Genomic DNA, 21,535 nt, shown 5'->3' on the forward strand with positions numbered 1-21,535 from the left:
CAAATCAGCTGCGGCTTTTGATTTATACCTTTTAAAATTCTTAACTCTCCACCTGCTTCATCAACTGCGCCAAAATGTTCTGCGCGGCTACGGAGATGATGGTACCGGGGCCGAAAATACCCACAGCGCCTGCTTTGTACAAGAAATCGTAGTCTTGCGCCGGGATTACGCCGCCAACAATAACCAGAATGTCTTCCCGGCCCAGTTTGCGGAGTTCCTCAATGAGCTGTGGCACCAGTGTTTTATGGCCGGCTGCCAAACTGCTCACCCCCACCACGTGCACGTCGTTTTCGGCGGCCTGCATGGCTACTTCGGCCGGTGTCTGGAACAGTGGGCCGATATCCACATCAAAGCCGAGGTCGGCGAAGGAGGTGGCGATTACTTTGGAGCCGCGGTCGTGGCCGTCCTGGCCCATTTTAGCGACCATGATGCGTGGCCTGCGGCCTTCCAGCGTTTCAAACTGGTCGGCCATGGCTTTGGCCTGCGCGAAGCTTTCGTCGTCGGTTAGTTCTGCGGAATACACCCCTGATATTGCTCTGATTACTGCTTTGTGTCTGCCGTATACTTTCTCCAAGGCATCGGAGATCTCACCCAGTGTGGCTCTTTTGCGTGCTGCCTCTACGGCCAGCTCCAGCAGGTTACCCCCACCGGATTCCGCCGCATCGGTCAAGGCCTGTAGCGCATTCAACACACTACCTTCATCACGCGCATCCTTTATACTTGCCAGCCGGCGCAACTGCGACTCACGCACGGCTGTATTGTCGATGTCCAGGATATCGATCTCCTGGATCTGGCTTGGCTTATACTTGTTTACGCCCACAATAATGTCCTTGCCGGAGTCGATGCGGGCCTGCTTGCGGGCAGCGGCTTCTTCGATGCGCATCTTCGGAAGGCCGGTTTCGATGGCTTTGGCCATACCGCCTAGTTCCTCTACTTCCTGCATCAGCGCCCAAGCCTTGTGCGCCAATTCGTGCGTCAGGGCCTCCACGTAGTAGGAGCCGCCCCATGGGTCCACCACCTTAGTGATGTTCGTTTCCTGCTGCAGATATATCTGAGTGTTGCGGGCAATGCGGGCCGAGAAATCTGTTGGCAGGGCAATAGCCTCGTCTAGCGCGTTGGTATGCAAACTTTGCGTACCGCCCAAGGCAGCAGCCATGGCCTCCACGCAGGTACGGGTTACGTTGTTAAAGGGGTCCTGCTCGGTTAAGCTCCAGCCCGACGTCTGGCAGTGCGTGCGCAGCACCAGCGACTTCGGGTTCTTCGGGTTGAACTGCTTGATCAGCTTGGCCCACAGCATACGCGCGGCACGCATCTTGGCTATCTCCATAAAGTGGTTCATGCCAATGGCCCAGAAGAAAGAAAGGCGCGGCGCAAACTCATCAATATCCATTCCTGCCTTTAAGCCAGTACGAACATACTCCAGGCCATCGGCCAAAGTGTAAGCGAGTTCTAGGTCGGCGGTGGCGCCAGCTTCCTGCATATGGTAGCCGGAGATGGAGATGGAGTTGAAGCGCGGCATGTGCTTGGAGCTGAACTCAAAGATGTCAGCAATGATCTTCATACTTGGCTCCGGAGGGTAGATGTAGGTGTTGCGCACCATAAATTCCTTCAGGATATCGTTCTGGATGGTACCGCTCAACTGCTCCGCCTTTACGCCCTGCTCCTCGGCAGCCACAATGTAAAAGGCCATGATCGGCAGTACGGCCCCGTTCATCGTCATGGAAACAGACATCTTGTCCAGCGGAATCTGATCGAAAAGGATCTTCATATCCTCCACCGAATCAATCGCCACACCGGCTTTGCCCACATCGCCCACTACCCGCGGGTGATCGGAGTCGTAGCCGCGGTGCGTGGCCAGGTCGAAGGCGACAGAAAGGCCCTTCTGTCCGCCAGCCAGGTTGCGGCGGTAAAAGGCATTGCTCTCCTCGGCAGTCGAAAAACCAGCATACTGGCGGATGGTCCACGGCTTTTGCACATACATGGTGCTGTAGGGGCCGCGCAGGTAGGGGGGCAGGCCGGCAGCAAAATCCATGTGCTCAAAGTGCGCGGCGTCTTCGGATGTATAGAAGCTTTTCACATCTATTCGCTCCGGCGTTTTCCACGGCTTTGGCTGCAATGGGTCTTTTGGAGCTTTGTCGGAGGCCGCTACCTTGTTTATGTCTATTTTAGAAAAGTCAGGCTTCATATTTTAATTTTGATTGAGCGGATGAGTGAATGAGCGAATCTGAAATTCACTCATTCACTCATTCAAAATTCAGTCATTTCCCTCATCCTGCGCCAGGCGCTTCTGCACAGCCTCCAGGATCGTCGACATGTCGCATCCGTCGAAGATAAACTCATCATAGCCGTTGGCCATCATCTCCTCTTTCATGTGCTGCGGGTTGTCGGCAAGTATAATGGTAGGCTTGGCGTGATGGTTGCGCAGCCTTGGGCCGAACTCATTCACGTAGGCCGCCTCCGAAGCTGATACCACCACCACCTCTGCAGCAGCATTCGTCAGTTGGTCAGATGCTTCCTCCACAGAAGCAAACTGGTGCTGCTCTGTCTCAAAACCGGCACAGCTGAAGAACTCCTGGGCAAAGGTGGCGTTTACGAGGCGCTGCTCCCCGTTCCCGATGGTGGCCACCACGGCTCTTGGGCGGCGCTTACGTTTGCGCAGGTGCAGCTCTGTGGCCATGCGCATTACCTCTGTGGGGTAGGCGGCACGGGTGGTGTCAAATGCCACACTCTGGATCAGCGCCTCAGGGTCGGCAGGAAGGGTCTCGTTGGGGTTCGGGTACTTGTTGGTGCCCACCAGTATGTCGCGGCCCGTGGCAAGGTTGCGGAACTTCTCACGACTTACCTCGGTGATGGAGCCAAGTATAAACCCGCTGTCGTAGGCGTCCTCAAATCCTCCCAGGCTTTCTACTTCCTTAAACAGCTCCCAGGCCTTCTGCGCGAGCGTGTTTGTCAGCGACTCCAGATAGTAGGAGCCGGCGGCCGGGTCAAGCGCTTTGTCCAGGTAGGCTTCCTCTTTCAGTATGATGGACACGTTGCGGGCAATGCGCTCCGAGAATTCATCAGATGCCTTGAACGTACTGTCAAAAGGGGAAACAGTGAGCGAGTCGCAGCCGGCGATAACGGCAGACATGGCTTCGGTGGTGGTACGCAGCATGTTCACGTAGGGGTCGAGCGTGGTCTGGTACCAGCTGGAGGTGGCACTGTGGATACGCAAATTAGCGGCAAGAGCCGGTTCTGCCTGGTACGCTTCTACCACGGCAGACCAGAGCAGGCGCAGGGCGCGCAACTTGGCAATCTCAAAGAAATAGTTGGTACCGGAGGCCATGCAGAACTGCATGTTGCGCAGCACCGACTCCAGGGGCTCTCCAGCCGTGGTGAGCCTGTCGGCGTAGGCTACGGCTGCACTCAGGGTGTAGGCTATCTCCTGCGTCATGGACGCGCCAATGCTGCTGAAACTGGTGCCGTTCACGCATACGCCGTAAAGCTCGGGGCTGTCTTTGGTCAGGTCGAGCAGCGTCGTGATCTCACTTCTTTCCTCCTTTGTCAGACCGCCTTTGGCCGTCATGGGATCAAAATTCACAAAGCCTTTCAGGTTGCGGTGCGATACCTGCCGTTGCTCCAGTTCGGCGTACAGACGTTTCAGGAATGCATTGGGCTGGCTTTGTAATGTATAACTAACGCTGTGCTGGCCAAGGTCAACCTTTTCAACCAAGTAAGCCACATTGAAAGCGTCTGGCTGCAGCACGACAAAGTGAATGCCGTCGGCACCGCGCTGCAGGGCATCAGCGGCTTTGTCAATGGCCTGCCTGCCGTCATCGGTCACTTGTATTTGCTGCACGTTCAGCCAGCTGTTGTCGCCGTTTTTGTTGCCGCGCATAAAAGGAAAATCGCCGGGCTTCTGCTTTACAAAGGGCAGGTCGGCAATGTCTTCTTTAGCGTAGTATGGCTTTATGTCGATGCCTTCGTAGGTGTGCCAGTTAAGGCTTTCCAGAGGCGTTTCGCGCAGGTCCTTGCGTGCTTTCTGTTCCCAATCCGCTGCGGTGGCAGGGGTGAAATCTGCAAACAGGCGCTCCTGGTTTTGCTGCTCGTCAGTCGTCATGCTTTTGTTCTAATTTCTTGTAAAGATAGCCTTTTATCCCTTACAAAGTAAGGCTGCTTGAATGGCTGAGAAGTTGAATTAATACCTCAGCTTATCTGTTCCTGGTACGCCTGGTACAGCCAGTACCCGATCAGGAGCCACGCAATGACAATAACAACTGCCATCACATAGTTTGGTTTCTGTTCGTGCATCTGCTCCTTTGCTTTTTTGCGGTAATAGTGCAGCAGCGGCGGCGGTACCAGCTTGATGGACAGCCAGATGCCCAGCGGCAGAATCAGCAAATCGTCGAGGTAGCCGAGCAGGGGAACAAAGTCCGGGATCAGGTCGATGGGACTGAAGGCATAGGCCACGGTAATCAAAACCATCACTTTGGCGGCGAACGGCATGCGCGGGTCCTGCGAGGCTAAGTATAAAGTATAAATGTCCTCTTTCAGTTGCCGTACAAACTCTTTCCATTTCCGAAGCATGTTAGCTTGTACGGGAGATGGGGTGTAAAGTAAGGCTGGGGATGGGCACGCGCTGTAACACCGTGCATACTACCTATGGCAAAATTGATTATCTTCAACCTTCACTCTAAAACATAAACATGATCAGAAACTATACTTTCACACAGCGCACCCTACTTGCCACGCTTGGTTTGGGGCTGCTGATGGCTCCGGCCATGGCGCAGGACACCAAACTGATGGCCAAGGCAAGCAACCTGGCTGATAAGGTGGAACCGAAGGTAATTGAATGGCGCCGCCATTTCCACGAGCACCCGGAACTAAGCAACCGCGAAAAGGAAACAGCTGCCCGCATCGCCTCAGAACTGAAGAAAATGGGCATAGAGGTGGAGACAGGCGTGGCCAAGAACGGCGTTGTCGGCATACTGAAAGGCGGCAAGCCTGGGCCGGTGGTAGCACTGCGCGCTGATATTGACGGCCTGCCTGTAACGGAGCGTGCCGACGTGCCGTTTGCCTCTAAAGCCAAAGGTACTTACAACGGAAACGAAGTGGGCGTAATGCACGCCTGCGGCCACGACACGCACATTGCCATGTTGCTGGGTGCAGCCGAGGTGCTGTCAAGTATGAAGAACGATCTGAAGGGCACGGTGAAGTTTATTTTTCAGCCAGCCGAGGAAGGTGCTCCGGCAGGTGAGGAGGGAGGAGCCCGGCTGATGGTGAAAGAGGGCGTACTCGAAAAAGGACCGAAGCCTGAGGTGATTTTTGGCCTTCACATTAACTCACAGACTGAGGTAGGCACGCTCAAGTACAGGCCGGGCGGCATTATGGCCGGGGCCGATGTGTTCCGAATCAAGGTAAAAGGCAAGCAGGTGCACGGGGCCAATCCTTGGGCAGGCGTAGACCCGATCGTGGTATCGTCGCAGATCATTTACGGTTTGCAAACCATCATCAGCCGCCAAACCGAGCTCACCGAGGATGCCGCCGTCATTACGGTAGGTATTATCCACGGCGGCGTGCGCAACAACATCATTCCGGAGGAGGTGCAGATGGAAGGCACGATCCGTACGCTTGACAAGGACATGCAGAAAAAGATCCACGACAAGATCCGTCTTACGGCCACCAACATTGCCGAAAGTGCCGGGGCCACCGCAGAGGTGGAGATAGAGGAGATGGCCGCCATTACCTACAACGAGCCTGCCCTAACCGAAAAAATGCTACCTACGCTGCAGGCAACGGCCGGCAAGGACAAGGTAAAACTGATGAACGCCATGACGGGTGCCGAGGATTTCTCTTACTTTCAGCAGGAGATCCCGGGGCTGTACCTGTTTGTGGGCGGCATGCCCAAAGGCCAGGACCCGGCCAAGGCACCGGCGCACCACACCCCCGACTTCTTTGTGGATGAAAGCGGCATGAAACTGGGCGTGAAAACACTTACCAACCTGACGCTGGACTACATGAACGGCAAAGGCAAAAAGTAAAATTTATACTTGCTAAAACAGGAAAGGCAGCCTTAGTCGGGGCTGCCTTTCCTGCTTTAGCAAGTATAAGCTCCTTACTGGGTAAGGGTATTGTAGTAGTTCACCAGGTTAACCAAGCTGGCCTGAGACGTGAAATCGGTATTGTTTTTCTTTACAAAATCCTCCACTGCCGCTTTGTTGGCGCTAAAGTGCTCCAGGTTCTGCTTTTTACGCTTGCCTACTTCCCCTAACTCTTTTTGATCGCTCTGCTTGAGGTAGTATTTTTCCTTTTTGATGATGCGGTCTGACTTTTCGCCTGAGTTCAGAGCCACGTTGTAGCTGGAGCGCAGGAGTTCAGTGTCTATTTTACGATAGAGACTCATATTCGCGTCATTCACCAGCACCTCCAGAAACCCTATCACAGGCTGCCCTTCGTTTGTCAGTCCGGCATTGGTGGCATTAATAAAAATGCGCTTGCCCCGGATGGGGTCGTGCAGCACAAAGGCATCCACAGTGTTGCTGTAAATCACGCGCAGCTGATCGAGGGTAGGCTCCGGCGTATTCACTGTTTTGATGAGGAACTGGTTGTTTTCCAGGTCATACTTAAACTCCTCGGTTTCGAGCAGGCGGTTGAGCGTAAAGTAGAGGGTGCCGGTGCTCCAGTTGTCGGTCAGGAACGTGGTACCGATTACCGCAGGCGTGGTATCCAGTTCGTCAGCGGGGAGGGCCCGGTACTCGCCGTAACCTGTGCCTACGTTTGTGGTGAGTTCGCCAATATAAGTGGGCATGGCACTGGCAGATTTGCCTGTGGATACAGATTGGGCATCAGCATGGTAAACAGTTAGCGCCAACAGCGTAAGTACGGCGGCTATTTTTTCGCTTACTTTCATGGTTCAGGAAATTTATTGGGTGTAAAACGTATGGCTGTGCCTGCCAGGCCAGCCTCATATCAACTTTCCGCCTTCAAACGAATAGCTTCTAAGCCTGTTGAAGTGCACTACAATGTCATCATATTTACGTTGGTTATGAAAGTGTTAGCCACTATTTCACCAACATTTTACCTGTTCCCACAGGCTTGTGGCGGCTCGTGATAGTGTAGAAGTATAAGCCGGCGGCGAGTGCTTCCGGACGGGTCAGGTTATTCTGCCCCGGCTGCAGTTTTAGGCGTGCCACTGTTTTGCCGTTGACATCGCGCAGATGCAGGAGCATGTTGGGGAGGTCTGGAGCTTTAATCACAAACTTGTCGGCCACGGGATTGGGATATAGGATGAAACCGGCTTTTGCCAGCTCATCTCCAACCGCGGTTGGCTGCTGCTCGCCCACCACCAGGTAAGTGTAGTTCCAATCAAGGTCGTATCTATCAATAAAACTCCCATTCCCTCTGATGTCTACTTCAGCTTTCCCGCGCATGCCTATCGTGTACGGCTCCAGGCGCACAAGATCAGCGGTGGGCGTAAAGGTGAGGGTTACGGCTTTGCCATTGGCCGAGTCGCGCATGGTTATAACCGGGGAGGCCAAGTCCAGGGTGTCCAGGTCGCTGTACTGACGGGCGTGCAGTGCGAAGTCAGTTCCCTCGGCAGAACGCAGGAAGTACTCCAGCTTCAGCGGCTGGTTTGGGCGGGCAAGTATAGAGCCATCATAGTTCACGGTTAGCCGCTCTCTATGCAGCTGCCTGAGAATTGGCTGCTGCGTTCGCTCCGCTACGGTCACCATAAAATCCACCACCATCGATCCGATGACTTTCCCCTCCCGGTGTTCCGTGATTTTTACCGCAATGGCATATTTCCCCTTTGTGGCGGGTGTCTTCCAGCGTAGTTCCCCGAATTTATCAACCGTCAGTCCTTCCGGAAACGTATAGCCTGCAATATAAGTGGGATAGCCTTTTCCATCTATTATCTTTCTTTCCCTTGAAGGCACCAGGTCGTACGTCAGCCTGTCACCGTCCGCGTCGTAGGCAATCAGGTTAAACTTCATTTCCTCTCCAACATAGGCCGCAAAAAGAGGGGCTCCGGCAAGCTTTGCGCCATGCCTGTTCACTGCCGTAGGGTCTACTTTTAGCGTTGTGAGGATGTAAAACGACTTTTGATCGGATGGACTGGGTATGTTAATGTGGTTGTTGTCCCGATTTTCTCCTGTCCAGGCAACGGTATACTCGCCGGGGCTGCCGTAAGTATAGCTCCAAAAAAATGTTTCTAAATCGAATATGTTGTTATATTTTACTACGGTAGCTCTGGGCACTTCTACAGTGGTGCCGTCGCCCATAGCAACCAGAATAGCCATGTCCTCAGCAGTCGAATTCCGGTTGGTATAGACGGTCTGAGTAAAGTTGTACTTGCGTGGGTTTTGCGGGTCTACGCTGTAACTGATGTAGCCACCGACAATGTGCGTAGCCTGTGCGAACAGGGGCAGGAAGAGTAGCGCTAAGACGCTAAAAATTAATCTTGTTTTCACAGGGCTTCATATTTATAGAGATAGAGCAATATACAAAGTATAACTTAAATAAAGGTAATCTTCTGTTAGAAATATTATAAGTGTAGATTAGCAATGGCTGGTGCTAATTTTGGGCGGAAGAACCCAGATGATTTGGTTGGTGTTGGGGAGGCGGATACCTTTGAGATCAGACCCTAAGAAAACATGAACACATACCTTTCCCGGAAGCTCGGAGTTCTGCTCCTGGTCCTTAGCCTGGCCTCTTGCCAGCGCCCTTGGGTTGCTTCGCCCGCACCTGGCACCAACACCGATGTGCCTGTAGACTCCACCATCACCGCCGATCCGCAGATGGAAGCCAGAATTGCCCCGTACCGCCAGCAGGTTATCGCCAAAATGTCGGAAGTGGTGGGAACGGCACCTGTGGCCTTGAGCAAAGGAGATTATGAGTCGCCCCTGGGCAACTTTGTAGTAGACCTGCAACTGGCGCAAGCCGAGCCGCTCTACGGCAAGCCTATCGACCTCTCGCTGACCACCAATGGCGGCCTGCGCATGCCGCTGCCGGCAGGAGAGATTACCACGGGCAATGTGTTTGAACTGATGCCCTTTGAGAACGAGTTGCTGGTGCTTACGCTGAAAGGGGAGACGGTGCAGCAGCTGTTCGATTACGCCGCGGCGCGCAAAAACGCCCCCATCGGCAACGCCACCTACACAGTGGCTGTTGGCAAAGCCAAAGACATAAAAATAGCCGGCAAGCCATTCGACCCGAGGCAGACTTATACGTTGGTTACCTCCAACTACCTGGCTGGTGGCGGCGATGACCTGAACATGCTGAAGGACGCCGTGAAGACGGAAACTGTAGGCCTGCTGCTTCGCGATGCGATCCTGCAGCAAATTCGCCACTATACTTCTATCGGTAAGCCTGTCACGGCCGACACCACCAAACGCGTCACCATCCTCCCATAAGTATAAACTACATGAAAAGAAGAGATTTTCTAAAGACTTCGGCACTTGGGGCGGCTGGTATCGGTATGCTCGGCCTTCCGCTCCCGGCAGCCGCCGCGCAAAGTATAACCCTCACCATCCTGCACACCAACGACCAGCATTCGCGCATCGACCCGCTGCCCACCGACGGCCGCAAGTATGGCGGCATGGGTGGCATGGCCCGCCGTGCCACGCTGATCGAGCAGATACGCCAGCAGCAGCCCAACGTGCTGCTATTGGACGCCGGCGACATCTGGCAGGGCACACCCTACTTTAACTTCTTTAACGGGGAGCTGGAGTACAAGCTGATGAGCGAGATGAAGTATGATGCGGCCACTCTCGGCAACCACGATTTTGACCTGGGCCTGGAGGGGCTGCAGCGGCAGTTGCCACACGCCTCCTTCCCGTTCGTGAGCGCCAACTACGATTTCAGCAAAACCATCCTTCAAAATCAGTTTGCGCCCTACAAAGTATTCGAGAAACAGGGTATCCGGATCGGCGTGTTTGGCCTGGGCATAGAACTGGCGGGGCTGGTGGGCAAGAATAACTACGGCGACACGGTGTACCTTGATCCGGTAGCCACGGCCCGCGAGGTGGTACAGGAACTGCGCGGTCAGCAGCAGTGTAACCTGGTGATTTGCCTTTCACACTTGGGTTACAAATATGAGGACGGCAAAATAGACGACGTGACGCTGGCGCAGCAGGTAGAAGGCATTGATCTGATTCTCGGCGGCCATACACATACCTTCCTGGAGCAGCCTGAAGTTTTCAGACATGCCTATGGCCACGAAACGCTTGTAAACCAAGTGGGTTGGTCCGGCATCTTCCTGGGCCGCCTCGACTACAGCTTCAACAAAAAAACAAAAGAAAAAACAGGCCTCAGAACCGCTGTGTTAGCTATTGAGAAACCTGTAACAACTTCGTGAAAAAATAATTTTTTGTTTACGGATTATTGAGCAAATTTGTAACCCCCTGCCGGTGAAAGAGCCGTTTGTTACACCAAACAAATCTGATGTGTTTTGGAAAATTGGATGATCAAAGACTGTTCAACTGTATGGAATAACTGCCTCCAGGTGATCAAGGATAATATTGGCGAACAGAGTTACAAGACTTGGTTTGAGCCGATAAAGCCTATATCGCTGCGAGATAGCGTGTTAACCATACAAGTGCCCAGCCAATTCTTTTATGAGTGGCTGGAGGAGCACTATGTGCAGCTTCTAAAGAAGGTCATCTACCAGGAGCTGGGCAGCGAAGGCCGTCTGGAGTACTCCATCATTGTGGATAGGGGCAACGAGTCGAACAAGCCGCAGACGGTGAATATTCCCACCAAGAAGATCCCGCAGGCGGTGGTTAACTCATACAGGCCGGAGCAAAACTTCATTAAGAGCCCGTTCGAGTCGAAGACCATCGACCGCAATTTCCTGAACTCGCAGCTTAACCCATCCTATACTTTTGAGAATTACATAGAGGGAGACTGTAACCGTCTGGCGCGCTCGGCGGGTTATGCCGTGGCCAACAAACCGGGTACTACTTCTTTTAACCCGCTCATGATTTACGGCGGTGTGGGGCTTGGCAAAACGCACCTGGTGCAGGCCATCGGCAACAACATCAAAAACATAAACCCGGAGAAGTTTGTGCTTTACGTGTCGTCGGAGAAGTTCGTGAACCAGTTCATCGAGTCCCTGAAGACAAACAACGTGCAGGATTTTGCCAACTTTTACTTGCTGGTTGATATCCTGATCATTGACGACGTGCAGTTTCTGAGCGGCAAGGAGAAGACGCAGGAAATGTTCTTCCACATCTTCAACCACCTGCACCAGTCCGGCAAGCAGATTGTGATGACATCTGACTGCCCTCCACGCGACCTGAAAGGCCTGGAGGAGCGCCTGCTGTCCCGCTTTAAGTGGGGCCTTACAGCCGACCTGCAGAGCCCGGATTTTGAAACGCGCATGGCCATCATCCAGAAAAAGATGCAGGGCGACGGCATTGACATCCCGGACAACGTGGTGGAGTACCTGGCTTACAGCGTAGACACGAACGTGCGTGAGCTGGAGGGTGTTTTGATCTCCCTGATCGCGCAGTCATCGCTCAACAGAAAAGAAATTGACCTGGAGCTTGCCAAGCAGGCCCTAAAGCATATTATAGAGGATGTGGAGACCGAGGTGAACCTCGACTTCATCCAGAAAACGGTGGCCGAGTACTTCCAGGTAAGCCTGGACTCGCTGAAAGCCAAAACCCGCAAGAAAGAAATTGTGACGGCGCGCCAAGTGGCCATGTACTTCGCTAAGGAATTCACCAGCCACTCGCTCAAGTCCATCGGTTATCACTTCGGCGGCCGTGACCACAGCACGGTAATTCACTCGGTGCAAACGGTTTCTGACCTGATCGACACAGACAAGAAGTTCAAGGCCAGCATTCAGGAACTACAGAAGAAATTCAAATCCAAGAGTGGCTAAGAGCAGCTACTCAAGAGAGACAGCATAAAATAGAACGGCGTCCATACTTGCAAGTGTGGACGCCGTTCTATTTTATGCTTATCCTTAATTTAAATTCTGTTGCCTACCGTGTCAGAAAGCTCAAACTGGTGCTCTTCGGCCATATCGCGAATCTTATTCTTGATCCGGTCGAGGTCGCGTTTTTTGCGCACCTGCTTCAGGTCGAGGTATACTTGCGCACCGTCCTTCAGGGTGAGGCGCAGGGCCAGGGGCGTAATGTGCACCGCTGCTATATCCGGAATCTGCACCAAATGCTTCGTGCGGAACACACCGAATTTCTGGACAATGTACTGTTCCGTTATCTCGATGTAAGACTGCACCCCGAAAACCGAGGTGTTCTGCAGCACCACGTAAAACAAGAAGGCAATGGCCAGCCCAAAAAAGGCATAGTACAGGTAGTTCTCGCCACCGGTGCGCTCTTCAGAGAAGAGAAGCATTGCCGCCCAGCTTATCCAGAACAGCGTAAGTATAAGCTGCACTGTAAATGAAAGTTTTGCATTACGCGTTGGGCTTAGCTGCACAATCATACTCGATCGGGCACTACTACCAGATACTGCCATTCTTTAAATATTTGGTGATACATTAGTGCCGGCAAGCGGCCTCACATGCAATATAATGAAATATTACACAAGTGATGCCTGTACCGTGATCTCCGGCACCGAACTTAGTGCCTTCGACACCGGGCAGCCTGCTTTCGCCTCCTGCGCCAGCTGTTGGAACTGTTCATTGTCTAGTCCCTCTACCTTGGCCTCGGTGGTGAGTTCTATCTTCAGGATGGTGGGGGCGCTGTCCTGCTCGCCCAGCGTTACCACGGCTTTGGTTTCAATATAGTCTGGTGTGATGTCCTGTTTTCCCATCAGGGCGCTCAGGAACATGGAGTAGCAGCCGGCGTGTGCAGCTCCAATCAGTTCCTCAGGTGTGGTGCCGCTGTTGCTGTCGCCGAAGCGCGAGGCAAAAGTATACTTGGCCTGCAATGCGCCGTTTCCTGATTTTACTTCTCCTTCGCCGTCTTTAAGGCCTTTGTTCCATCTGGCTTGTGCTTCATGTTTTTTCATGTGTCTGTCGTTTTTTTGTGAAAGCTAGTTCATAAAACTGCTACTGTGTTAGAATGTTTCTTGTTTACCCGGTTTGAAACCGAAGGGTTGTGTGCCCATAAATAGGCTGTTTTGTGGCATTGCTGCTTTATCTCGTTATCTTTACTTTTCATCAGATAGAATCTTATGGGTGTAAAAGCATTGCTGAGCAAGCCACTGGCTGCCTATGTGCATAAAAAACATCAACGTTGGGTAGAGAATCCTGTGGCGGCGCAGCAGGCAGTTTTTAAGAACCTGGTACAAAAAGCACAGGCAACTAAATTCGGCCGTGACCATAGCTTTGCAAGTATAAAATCGCACGCTGATTTTGTGAAGGCAGTGCCCGTACGGGACTATGAGGCGCTTTCGGCATACTTTAACCTGGTAAAGCAGGGCGAAAACGATGTACTATGGCCCGGAAAACCACTGTACCTGGCCAAAACCTCCGGCACCACCTCCGGCACCAAGTATATTCCCATCACCCGCGATTCCATTCCGAACCATATTAACGGCGCCAAAGATGCGCTGCTGGCCTACGTGCACGAAACGGGCAAATCCGCTTTTCTCGATGGCAAGATGATTTTCCTGTCAGGCAGCCCGGAGCTGGAGCAGGTGAGCGGCATCAACACCGGGCGGCTGTCAGGCATCGCCAACCACCATGTGCCTGGTTACCTGCGCACGAACCAGCTGCCCAGCTACAAAACCAACTGCATCGACGACTGGGAAACGAAGCTCGACCAGATCGTGGAGGAAACCATTGACCGGGACATGACCCTGATCTCAGGGATTCCGCCCTGGGTGCAGATGTATTTTGATAAGCTCATTCGGCAGACTGGAAAACCGATCAAGGATATTTTTCCGAACTTTCAGCTGTTTGTGTACGGCGGCGTTAACTTTGAGCCTTACCGCAAAAAACTGTTCGAGTCGATCGGCCAGCAGGTAGACTCGATTGAGCTGTTCCCCGCCTCAGAAGGCTTTTTTGCCTTTCAGAACAAGCAAAACGACCCGGGGCTGCTGCTGCTGCTGGATGCTGGAATTTTCTACGAGTTTATACCTACGGAAGAATACTTTAACGAGAACCCGACCCGCCTGACGATAGGGGAGGTGGAGCCGGGCGTGAACTACGCGCTGGTGGTGAGCAGCAATGCCGGCCTCTGGAGTTATTCTATCGGGGACACAGTAAAATTCACCTCCGTTAAGCCGTACAAGCTGATCGTGAGCGGCCGCATCAAGCATTTTATATCCGCTTTCGGTGAGCACGTGATCGGCGAAGAGGTAGAGAAGGCGATGAAACTGACCATGGCCAAGTTTCCGGAGGTAGAGCTGATCGAGTTTACCGTGGCCCCGTTTGTGAGCCAGAACGAAGGGGCTTCCTGCCATGAATGGCTGGTGGAGTTTGCCATCAAACCCGCCAACGAAGCTGCCTTTGCGGCAGAGCTGGACAAGCAACTCCGCCAACTGAACTCTTACTACGATGACCTGATTGCCGGCAATATTCTGCAGAAACTAAAGTTAACAGCCTTGCCACGCGGTGCCTTTCAAAGTTACATGAAGTCGCAGGGCAAGTTGGGCGGGCAGAATAAAGTACCGCGGTTAAGTAATGATCGGAAATTAGCTGGAGGGTTGCTGGCAGTTACGAGTTCCTAATTCCGAGTTAATTTATCTGAAAACTCATGAGTAAAAGTATAGTTTCAGAAAAGGCTTATGCTTTTGCTGTGCGGGTGGTAAGAATGTATCAGCACCTTTCTAAGGATAAAAAAGAATTTATTCTATCGAAGCAGGTACTACGCAGCGGAACTTCTATTGGAGCAAACGTGGAAGAAGCCACTGGAGGACAATCAACGGCAGATTTCATACATAAGTTAAGCATTGCAAGGAAAGAGGCGCGGGAAACATCCTACTGGCTGAGGCTCTTACATGAGACAGGCTACATCGAAACTAAACACTTTGAGAGCATACAAGCGGATTGCCTGTAGCTCACGAAAATTTTAAATAGTATAATCCTAACGAGTCAGGGAAAGAGCAAAACCAACTCGGAACTAGGAACTCGTAATTCGTAACTCACCATGAAGAGAATCGCCATACTTGGCTCTACCGGCTCCATCGGTACACAGGCGCTGGACGTGATCAGGGCAAACCCGGAAAGCTTCGAACTGGAAGTAATCACTGCGCACAGCAACGCCGAACTGCTGATACAGCAGGCACTGGAATTCAGACCCAACACCATCGTTATTTCCCGCGAAGACCTGTACGAGCAGGTGCAGCAGGCGCTGCAGCACGAGGACATCAAAGTATACACTGGCAGCAAAGCCCTGTGTTCCGTGGTGGAAATGGGCACCGTAGACATGGTGTTAACTGCCATGGTGGGCTATGCCGGCCTGTTGCCAACCATACACGCCATCAAAGCTGGCAAGCAAATTGCCCTGGCTAACAAGGAAACGCTGGTGGTGGCCGGAAAACTAATCACTGACCTGGCAAAGCAGTATGGCGTCAACATTTACCCAGTTGATTCCGAGCATAGCGCCATTTTTCAGTGCCTGGTAGGTGAATTCCACAACCCGATCGAGAAAATCATACTGACTGCCTCCGGCGGACCGTTTAGAGGCAAGAGCGCCGCAGAGCTGGCGCAGGTTACCAAGGCACAGGCCCTGAAGCACCCGAACTGGGACATGGGCGCCAAGATCACCATCGACTCGGCCTCTCTGATGAACAAGGGGTTGGAAGTGATTGAGGCCAAGTGGCTGTTCGGGCTGCGCAACAACCAGATTGAGGTGGTGGTGCACCCGCAGTCAATTGTGCATTCGCTGGTGCAGTTTGAGGACGGTTCCATTAAAGCGCAACTTGGCTTGCCTGACATGAAATTGCCCATACAGTATGCCCTTGGGTATCCTGAGCGCCTGAAATCAGATTTCCCGCGCTTCAGCTTCCTGGATTACCCGCAGCTTACGTTTGAACAGCCCGACATGAAAACGTTCCGCAACCTGCAGCTGGCCTTCGATGCCATGGAGCGTGGAGGCAATATGGCCTGCATCCTGAATGCTGCTAATGAAGTGGCTGTCAGTGCCTTTTTGCGTGATGAGGTGGGATTCCTGCAGATGTCCGATATCCTGGAGAGCTGTATGGCAAAAGTTGCGTATATTGCGAATCCTTCTTACGAGGACTATGTTACCACAGACAGGGAGGCACGGGCGTACGCTTCTGCGTTGCTGAACAAGTAATTACACAGCCTGTTTCCTAAGAGTAACAGACTACAACCAAGTATAAACTTTTCTTTTTTAGATGGATATAGTAGTAATGGTAGCCCAGCTCATTCTGGGGCTTACGATATTAGTTGGATTACACGAGCTGGGACACATGTTGGCGGCCAAGTGGTTTGGTATGCGCGTGGAGAAGTACGCCATTGGCTTTCCGCCTAAGGTTTTCAGCAAGAAGTTCGGTGAAACAGAGTACATGCTGGGCCTGATCCCGCTGGGCGGTTTCGTGAAGATTTCCGGTATGGTAGACGAATCCATGGACACGGAGGCGCTGAAAGAGGAGCCGAAGCCATGGGAATTCCGTGCCAAGCCAGCCTGGCAGCGCCTCATCGTGATGATGGGCGGTATTATCGTGAACGTGATCACCGGCATCGTTATTTATGTGGCCCTGACCTACAGCTACGGTGAAAGCTACCTGCCTGCCTCTGAGGCAAAGTATGGCGTAGTGCCTAACGAGATAGGCCAGGACATCGGTTTCCGCACCGGCGATAAAGTAGTGGCTGTGAACGGCGAGAAGCTGCAGCGGTTCAACGATGTATACTCTATTGATGCCATACTTGGCCGTAACTCCTACTACACAGTGGAGCGCAACGGCGAGCTGATTGACTTAAAAGTGCCTGTTGACCTGGCAGATAAGCTGGCAGACAAGGAAGAGCGCATGCTGTTTGTACAGCCGCGTTTACCATTCAAAGTAGGCCAGGTGGTTAAAGGCAGTGCTGCCGATGAGGCAGGCTTAAAGGTAGGCGATACCTTCAAAACCATCAACGGCAAGAACGTCATGTTCTTCAATGATTTCCAGGAAGCCATGCTGGCCAATGCCGGTAAAAAAGTGGTGATGGTGGTGGAGCGAAACGGCAAACCGATTAAGCTGCAAGCCGAAGTTGGCGACGACGGTACCCTGGGCTTTTACCAGGAGCCGCTGGTGCAGCTGGCCACGCGCGAGTACAGCCTGGGAGAGTCTATCCCAATGGGCACAGAACAGGCCTTTGGTGTGATCACGGCAAACCTGAAAGGCTTCGGCAAGATTTTCCGTGGGGAGATGTCTGCCTCCAAGTCGCTCAGTGGCCCGATTGGCATTGCCCAAATATTTGGCGATACGTTTAACTGGTACAAGTTCTGGAGCATCACGGCCATGTTATCGATGGTACTGGCCTTTATGAACTTCCTACCGATTCCGGCACTGGATGGCGGCCATGTTGTATTTTTAACATACGAGATCATCAGTGGCCGCAAGCCGTCTGATAACTTTTTAGAGAACGCCCAGAAAGTGGGCATGGTTTTATTGTTAGGTTTAATGGCTTTTGCTATCTTTAACGATGTGTTCAAGATTATCTTTTAACTAAAGATACCTCCATGAAGTTCGTCGTAAAGTACACCCTCACAAGCTTAAGTTTATTTTTAGTTTTTGCACTTACCCAAGCTGAAGCTTCACCGGCCAAAGCACCTGCAAGTATAAAATACCAAGCTATCGCCCTTCAGGGCGATAGCACCTACCTGGTGCAGCAGGGCGATACCTACTACAGCCTCTCCCGCCGCTTCAACGTGCCACTCGACTCGCTGCAGCGTTGGAATAAGAACCTCCTGCAAATCGGGCAGACCCTCTACCTTGCCAATCCAAAGAAAAAAAGTGCTGTAGCAGCTGCCAAGCCTGCCGCTGCGGCATCAAAACCTGCTGTTGCCGCCAAAGCCGTTCCTGCAGCAAAAAGTAACACAGCTGAAAGGGGTGGTGCAACAACCGCAAAGCAGCAAGTGGAAAGCAACTCTGCCGCGCCGGCACCGGCGCCAAAGCTTGCCGCCGATAAAACCAAAAGCCGCATCCTGGTTATTCCCTTCGACCCGCACCTATACTTCTCCGATGCCGATGCCGAGATTGCGCGCCAGTCCAAGATCCCGATGCAGAACGTGCGCCACGTGTTCCGCGGCCGCCTGAATGCCATGCTGGCACCGGAGGGCTATGAAACCATACACTTGCTGGGCGGCGTGTACCGCGATAGCGTGAGCGAGCTGAGTCGGGTGTATAAGTCGCTGCACTACGCGTACCAGGATAACAAGCAGTCGCGTTTTAACCACCAGCCGGAGGTAAAGGAAGACAAGGGGCCCAGCGTGCTGAATTGGGTGAAGGACCAAAAAGACAGGATTGGCTCCCGGGGAGAGCCGTCCACCGTGCCTGTTGCCCAAGACCCAGACAAGCACTTCGGCGCTACTGTGAAGGACCCGAAATTCTTCAGCTACTTCAACAACCAGTACGGCATCGACTATTACGTTTTCATCAATCAGTTTGAGGTAAAAACGATCTATGAGAATTGCCTCGACCGTGCCGCACTGAACTATGAGCGTGACTTTATGGTGCACTACAGCATCTATGACAACACAGGCAAGCTGGTTTCCGGAAATAAAGTGAAGGTGCCGTACCAGTCCAACATCAACAACGTAGAGCGCATTGTGAGCGACAGCATGCCGAATATGGCAGATCGGGTACTTTCTGATTTGCCAAATACCAAATAGCCTTATTATTGGTATCAATCTTGCTTCTTACGTGCCGAAACAGATTATTCTTTCAAGTATGAAGTATAGATTCCTTGCCCTCCTGCTATTGCTGGCTTTTGCTGTAGCACGCCCTGCCGCCGCCCACGATTACCACGCCAGCATTGCCGACGTGCAGTTTGACCCCCGCACCCAAACATTGCAGGTTGCAGTGAGGATATTTATGGATGACCTAGAGAATATTCTCTCGCGCCGTACCAAGACAAAGGTGGAGTACAACCAGACGTCTGATCAGGTTCAAAAGCACCTCGCAGATTATTTAAATACAACCCTCGCCTTTGAAGTAGAGAAAGACAAGCCGATAAAGCATAAGTTTATTGGCTCTGAGGCGGAAGCGGATGTGGTGTGGGTATACCTGGAGGTTCTGGTAAAGCAGGAGACGCTGACACAGCTGTACGTTAAAAACGCTATTCTCACCGAGCTGTTCTCTGATCAGATGAACATCGTGAACATCAACTACAAGGGCAAAACGGAGAGTGTGCTGCTACAGCGCGGCGAAACAGAGAAGAAAGTAGCGCTGTAAGTATAAACTATAAGTATAAAGAAAGGCTGAACTGCACGAGCGGTTCAGCCTTTTTGCTTTTCAAGTGATGATGAAGGCCTAGCAGCGAGTAGCAGAAGACCTCGCAGTGTGCGCAGCTCCTGCGAGCGTCTGAAGCGGAATCAGCTGTTGCTCCGTAGCCCAAACGCTCGCGGGACCTCCGGACACCGCGAGGTTTTCCCACTTCAAGCATTAAACAAAACAGCAGTTCTTACTTCTTCTTTGGCTTTATCACCGTGAACTCCACGCGGCGGTTAATGCGGCGGTCTTCCTCGGTCTTCTCTTCCTTGAGTGGCATGCGGCTGCCGTATCCAATCGCGATAATGCGGCCGTCTTCCAGGTTCACTTTCTCTTCAATGTACTTCTTGATGGCATCAGCCCTGTCCTGTGAGAGGGAAAGGTTAAACTCAGCGTCTCCGGCACCGTCGGTGTGGCCGGCAATCTCCAACTGGTAAGTCGGGTGGTCGATCATGAAATAAGCCACCTCGTCCAGCACAGGCTCCATCTCCGGTTTGATGGTAGACTGGTTCTGGTCAAACTCGATGTTCTGAAACACCAGCGGAATGTTGTAGTCAATCATGGTGGTCATCAAGTGGATGGAGGTATCGTCTTTCAGTTGCAGCTCCCGCTCAATGGTAAAGAAATCCTCACTCTGTATCAGGATCATATACTTGGTGTTGTCGATCAGGTCAAACTCAAAGGATCCGTCGGGGCGGATGTACTTGCTCGAAATCTCAATACCGTTTTCCAGGTCGATGATGGAGATCACCCCGGACAGTGGTTTGTTCGAGACAGAATCTTTCAGGGTGCCCTCCACCTTGGTTACCGCCAGCGGGTGCGCCTCCATGGGCAGCGGGAAAGAGTACAGGTCCAGGTTCTGCATGTCGTCTGGTTCGGAGCGCGCGTAGTAGAGATTTTTTGAGGCGGCATCGATGGTGAAGTAATACTCGCTGCCCCGGCCGTTTACCAACGGACCAATGTTGCGCGGTTCCTGCCAGTTTCCTTTCACCTGATAGGTTTTATAGATGTCGAAGTCGCCGAAGTTGTTGAGCTGGCCGCGCGAGCTGAAGTATAAAACCCGGAACTTAGGGTGCAGAAACGGGCTTACCTCGCTTTCGCGGGTGTTGATCACCGGCCCGATATTCTGCGCTTGTGCCCACTCGCCCTTCTTGTTTTTGTAAGTATAGTAGATGTCGGAAAGGCCAAAACCGCCCAGCCGGTCTGAGGCGAAGTACAGGGTGTCCTCCTGCTGCGAAAGGGTGGGCTGCGAGTCCCAGGCATCGCTGTTTACCTTCGCACCGAGGTTCTGAATTTCTCCCCACGAGCCGTCGGCCTGCATCGTGGCCTTATACAGGTCGCAGTTGCCAAAGCCGTCGGGTGCCTCACAGCGGGCGAAGTACAGCGTCTTGCCATCGCGGCTCAGGCAGGCAGAGCCCTCGTTGAATATACTGTTGATGGGCTTGCCAAATGACCTCGCCTCCTCCCAAAAGCCGTTGTTCTGCTTGCTGTAGTATAAATCCTCGTTCGCGCGGCCCTTAAAGTCATCCATATTGCGCTTCGACGTATAAATGAACACCTCGTTCTCATCGCTTAGGGTAGGGCCGTAATCGGCATAAGGCGAGTTGATGGGGTTGCCCATGTTCAGGTACACGCCCTGTGGCGGCTTAAAGGTAGCGATGGCCTTGCGGTACTCCACCAGCTCGTAATAGTAGTCCAGCGGCACGTAATAGTCCTTGGTGTTCTGCTCCAGCGAGTCGTAGTAAGATTTTATCTGTGTGATGTCGGAGCGATGGTGCTTGAGCACGAGGCGGAACAGCGCCTTGGCCTTCTCTTTGTTGCCCTGGCGCTCGTGCAGCTGCCCCAGCCGCCAGAGCAGACGGGTGTCCTTGTAAAAGTTTTGGGTCCCGAACTGAAACACATACTTCTCCAGCAGGGGGAGCACCTTGTCGTACTGCCTGCGCTTTTCGAGTTTTTGTATCAGCGCAAGCTGCTTGCGGTCGTGATAGTAGGGGATTTTGTTTAAATTGGGGAAATCGAGGTGCAACTCCTGCTGGGGCACCGATTTGTGAATTTTAAGTCCTGCCTCGGGTTGCTCTAAGGGGACGTGCCTGAGCTCCTGTGCCTGCGTCTGGAAGGAAGAAAGGTGCAGTGGCAGCAAGAAAACGAATAAAAACAGACGCTTCATTAGCTTGTATTTAACACAAAGCCTAAAGATATC

18 protein-coding genes are annotated in these 21,535 nt (G+C 52.6%); 10 read left to right on the forward strand and 8 right to left on the reverse strand.

Annotated elements, in window-relative coordinates; genetic code table 11:
- Positions 1-40 precede the first annotated feature (40 nt).
- The 3 genes from scpA to A0W33_RS12075 all read right to left on the reverse strand — a co-directional run bounded on the left by scpA (position 41) and on the right by A0W33_RS12075 (position 4,566).
- Complete coding sequence (gene scpA / locus A0W33_RS12065; RefSeq protein ID WP_071890036.1) at positions 41-2,185, reverse strand: methylmalonyl-CoA mutase; 2,145 nt, start codon at positions 2,183-2,185, stop codon at positions 41-43.
- Positions 2,186-2,254: 69 nt separating this feature from the next.
- On the reverse strand, positions 2,255-4,099 hold the full coding sequence (locus tag A0W33_RS12070; RefSeq protein ID WP_068838370.1) for a methylmalonyl-CoA mutase subunit beta: 1,845 nt from the start codon (positions 4,097-4,099) through the stop codon (positions 2,255-2,257).
- A gap of 86 nt (positions 4,100-4,185) precedes the next feature.
- Positions 4,186-4,566 carry a YkvA family protein gene (locus A0W33_RS12075; RefSeq protein ID WP_068838371.1) on the reverse strand — a complete coding sequence of 127 codons (381 nt, stop codon included), beginning with the start codon at positions 4,564-4,566 and terminating at the stop codon, positions 4,186-4,188.
- A gap of 119 nt (positions 4,567-4,685) precedes the next feature.
- Here A0W33_RS12075 and A0W33_RS12080 point away from each other — a divergent pair, with 119 nt between their 5' ends.
- Positions 4,686-6,020: an amidohydrolase gene (locus tag A0W33_RS12080; protein ID WP_068838372.1), complete on the forward strand. Its 1,335-nt coding sequence runs from the start codon at positions 4,686-4,688 to the stop codon at positions 6,018-6,020.
- Between the two features lie 74 nt (positions 6,021-6,094).
- Here A0W33_RS12080 and A0W33_RS12085 read toward each other — a convergent pair whose 3' ends face one another.
- Both A0W33_RS12085 and A0W33_RS12090 read right to left on the reverse strand, forming a co-directional pair.
- Complete coding sequence (locus tag A0W33_RS12085; RefSeq protein ID WP_068838373.1) at positions 6,095-6,889, reverse strand: hypothetical protein; 795 nt, start codon at positions 6,887-6,889, stop codon at positions 6,095-6,097.
- A gap of 151 nt (positions 6,890-7,040) precedes the next feature.
- The gene (locus A0W33_RS12090) at positions 7,041-8,450 is read right to left on the reverse strand and encodes a T9SS type A sorting domain-containing protein (protein WP_068838374.1); all 1,410 of its coding nucleotides are present in this window, start codon (positions 8,448-8,450) and stop codon (positions 7,041-7,043) included.
- Positions 8,451-8,633: 183 nt separating this feature from the next.
- On the opposite strand from A0W33_RS12090, the gene A0W33_RS12095 reads away from it, so the two are divergent.
- The 3 genes from A0W33_RS12095 to dnaA all read left to right on the forward strand — a co-directional run bounded on the left by A0W33_RS12095 (position 8,634) and on the right by dnaA (position 11,866).
- Entirely contained in the window at positions 8,634-9,392 is a 759-nt protein-coding gene (locus tag A0W33_RS12095) for a 5'-nucleotidase C-terminal domain-containing protein (protein WP_068838375.1), read from the forward strand.
- A gap of 11 nt (positions 9,393-9,403) precedes the next feature.
- Entirely contained in the window at positions 9,404-10,336 is a 933-nt protein-coding gene (locus A0W33_RS12100) for a bifunctional metallophosphatase/5'-nucleotidase (protein ID WP_068838376.1), read from the forward strand.
- Between the two features lie 105 nt (positions 10,337-10,441).
- Entirely contained in the window at positions 10,442-11,866 is a 1,425-nt protein-coding gene (dnaA, locus tag A0W33_RS12105) for a chromosomal replication initiator protein DnaA (protein WP_068838377.1), read from the forward strand.
- An 89-nt stretch (positions 11,867-11,955) separates the two neighbouring features.
- On the opposite strand, the gene A0W33_RS12110 is transcribed toward dnaA, so the two are convergent.
- Together A0W33_RS12110 and A0W33_RS12115 are read right to left on the reverse strand one after the other, a co-directional pair.
- The gene (locus tag A0W33_RS12110; protein ID WP_068838378.1) at positions 11,956-12,465 is read right to left on the reverse strand and encodes a hypothetical protein; all 510 of its coding nucleotides are present in this window, start codon (positions 12,463-12,465) and stop codon (positions 11,956-11,958) included.
- Positions 12,466-12,528: 63 nt separating this feature from the next.
- A complete protein-coding gene (locus tag A0W33_RS12115) occupies positions 12,529-12,960 on the reverse strand; it encodes an OsmC family peroxiredoxin (RefSeq protein ID WP_068838379.1) in 432 nt (143 codons plus the stop codon).
- A 165-nt stretch (positions 12,961-13,125) separates the two neighbouring features.
- On the opposite strand from A0W33_RS12115, the gene A0W33_RS12120 reads away from it, so the two are divergent.
- The 6 genes from A0W33_RS12120 (at position 13,126) to A0W33_RS12145 (ending at position 19,299) form a co-directional block, all read left to right on the forward strand.
- On the forward strand, positions 13,126-14,625 hold the full coding sequence (locus A0W33_RS12120) for a GH3 auxin-responsive promoter family protein (RefSeq protein ID WP_068838380.1): 1,500 nt from the start codon (positions 13,126-13,128) through the stop codon (positions 14,623-14,625).
- Positions 14,626-14,651: 26 nt separating this feature from the next.
- On the forward strand, positions 14,652-14,954 hold the full coding sequence (locus A0W33_RS12125; RefSeq protein ID WP_068838381.1) for a four helix bundle protein: 303 nt from the start codon (positions 14,652-14,654) through the stop codon (positions 14,952-14,954).
- A 90-nt stretch (positions 14,955-15,044) separates the two neighbouring features.
- Positions 15,045-16,196, forward strand: a complete 1,152-nt coding sequence (locus A0W33_RS12130) for a 1-deoxy-D-xylulose-5-phosphate reductoisomerase (protein ID WP_068838382.1) — start codon at positions 15,045-15,047, stop codon at positions 16,194-16,196.
- Between the two features lie 61 nt (positions 16,197-16,257).
- A complete protein-coding gene (rseP, locus tag A0W33_RS12135; protein ID WP_068838383.1) occupies positions 16,258-17,571 on the forward strand; it encodes an RIP metalloprotease RseP in 1,314 nt (437 codons plus the stop codon).
- A 14-nt stretch (positions 17,572-17,585) separates the two neighbouring features.
- A complete protein-coding gene (locus A0W33_RS12140) occupies positions 17,586-18,737 on the forward strand; it encodes a LysM peptidoglycan-binding domain-containing protein (protein WP_068838384.1) in 1,152 nt (383 codons plus the stop codon).
- Positions 18,738-18,795: 58 nt separating this feature from the next.
- The gene (locus tag A0W33_RS12145) at positions 18,796-19,299 is read left to right on the forward strand and encodes a DUF6702 family protein (RefSeq protein ID WP_068838385.1); all 504 of its coding nucleotides are present in this window, start codon (positions 18,796-18,798) and stop codon (positions 19,297-19,299) included.
- A 229-nt stretch (positions 19,300-19,528) separates the two neighbouring features.
- Here A0W33_RS12145 and A0W33_RS12150 read toward each other — a convergent pair whose 3' ends face one another.
- Entirely contained in the window at positions 19,529-21,502 is a 1,974-nt protein-coding gene (locus A0W33_RS12150) for an OmpA family protein (RefSeq protein WP_068838386.1), read from the reverse strand.
- Between the last annotated feature and the right edge of the window lie 33 nt (positions 21,503-21,535).

Source organism: Pontibacter akesuensis, from assembly GCF_001611675.1.
GTDB lineage: Bacteria > Bacteroidota > Bacteroidia > Cytophagales > Hymenobacteraceae > Pontibacter > Pontibacter akesuensis.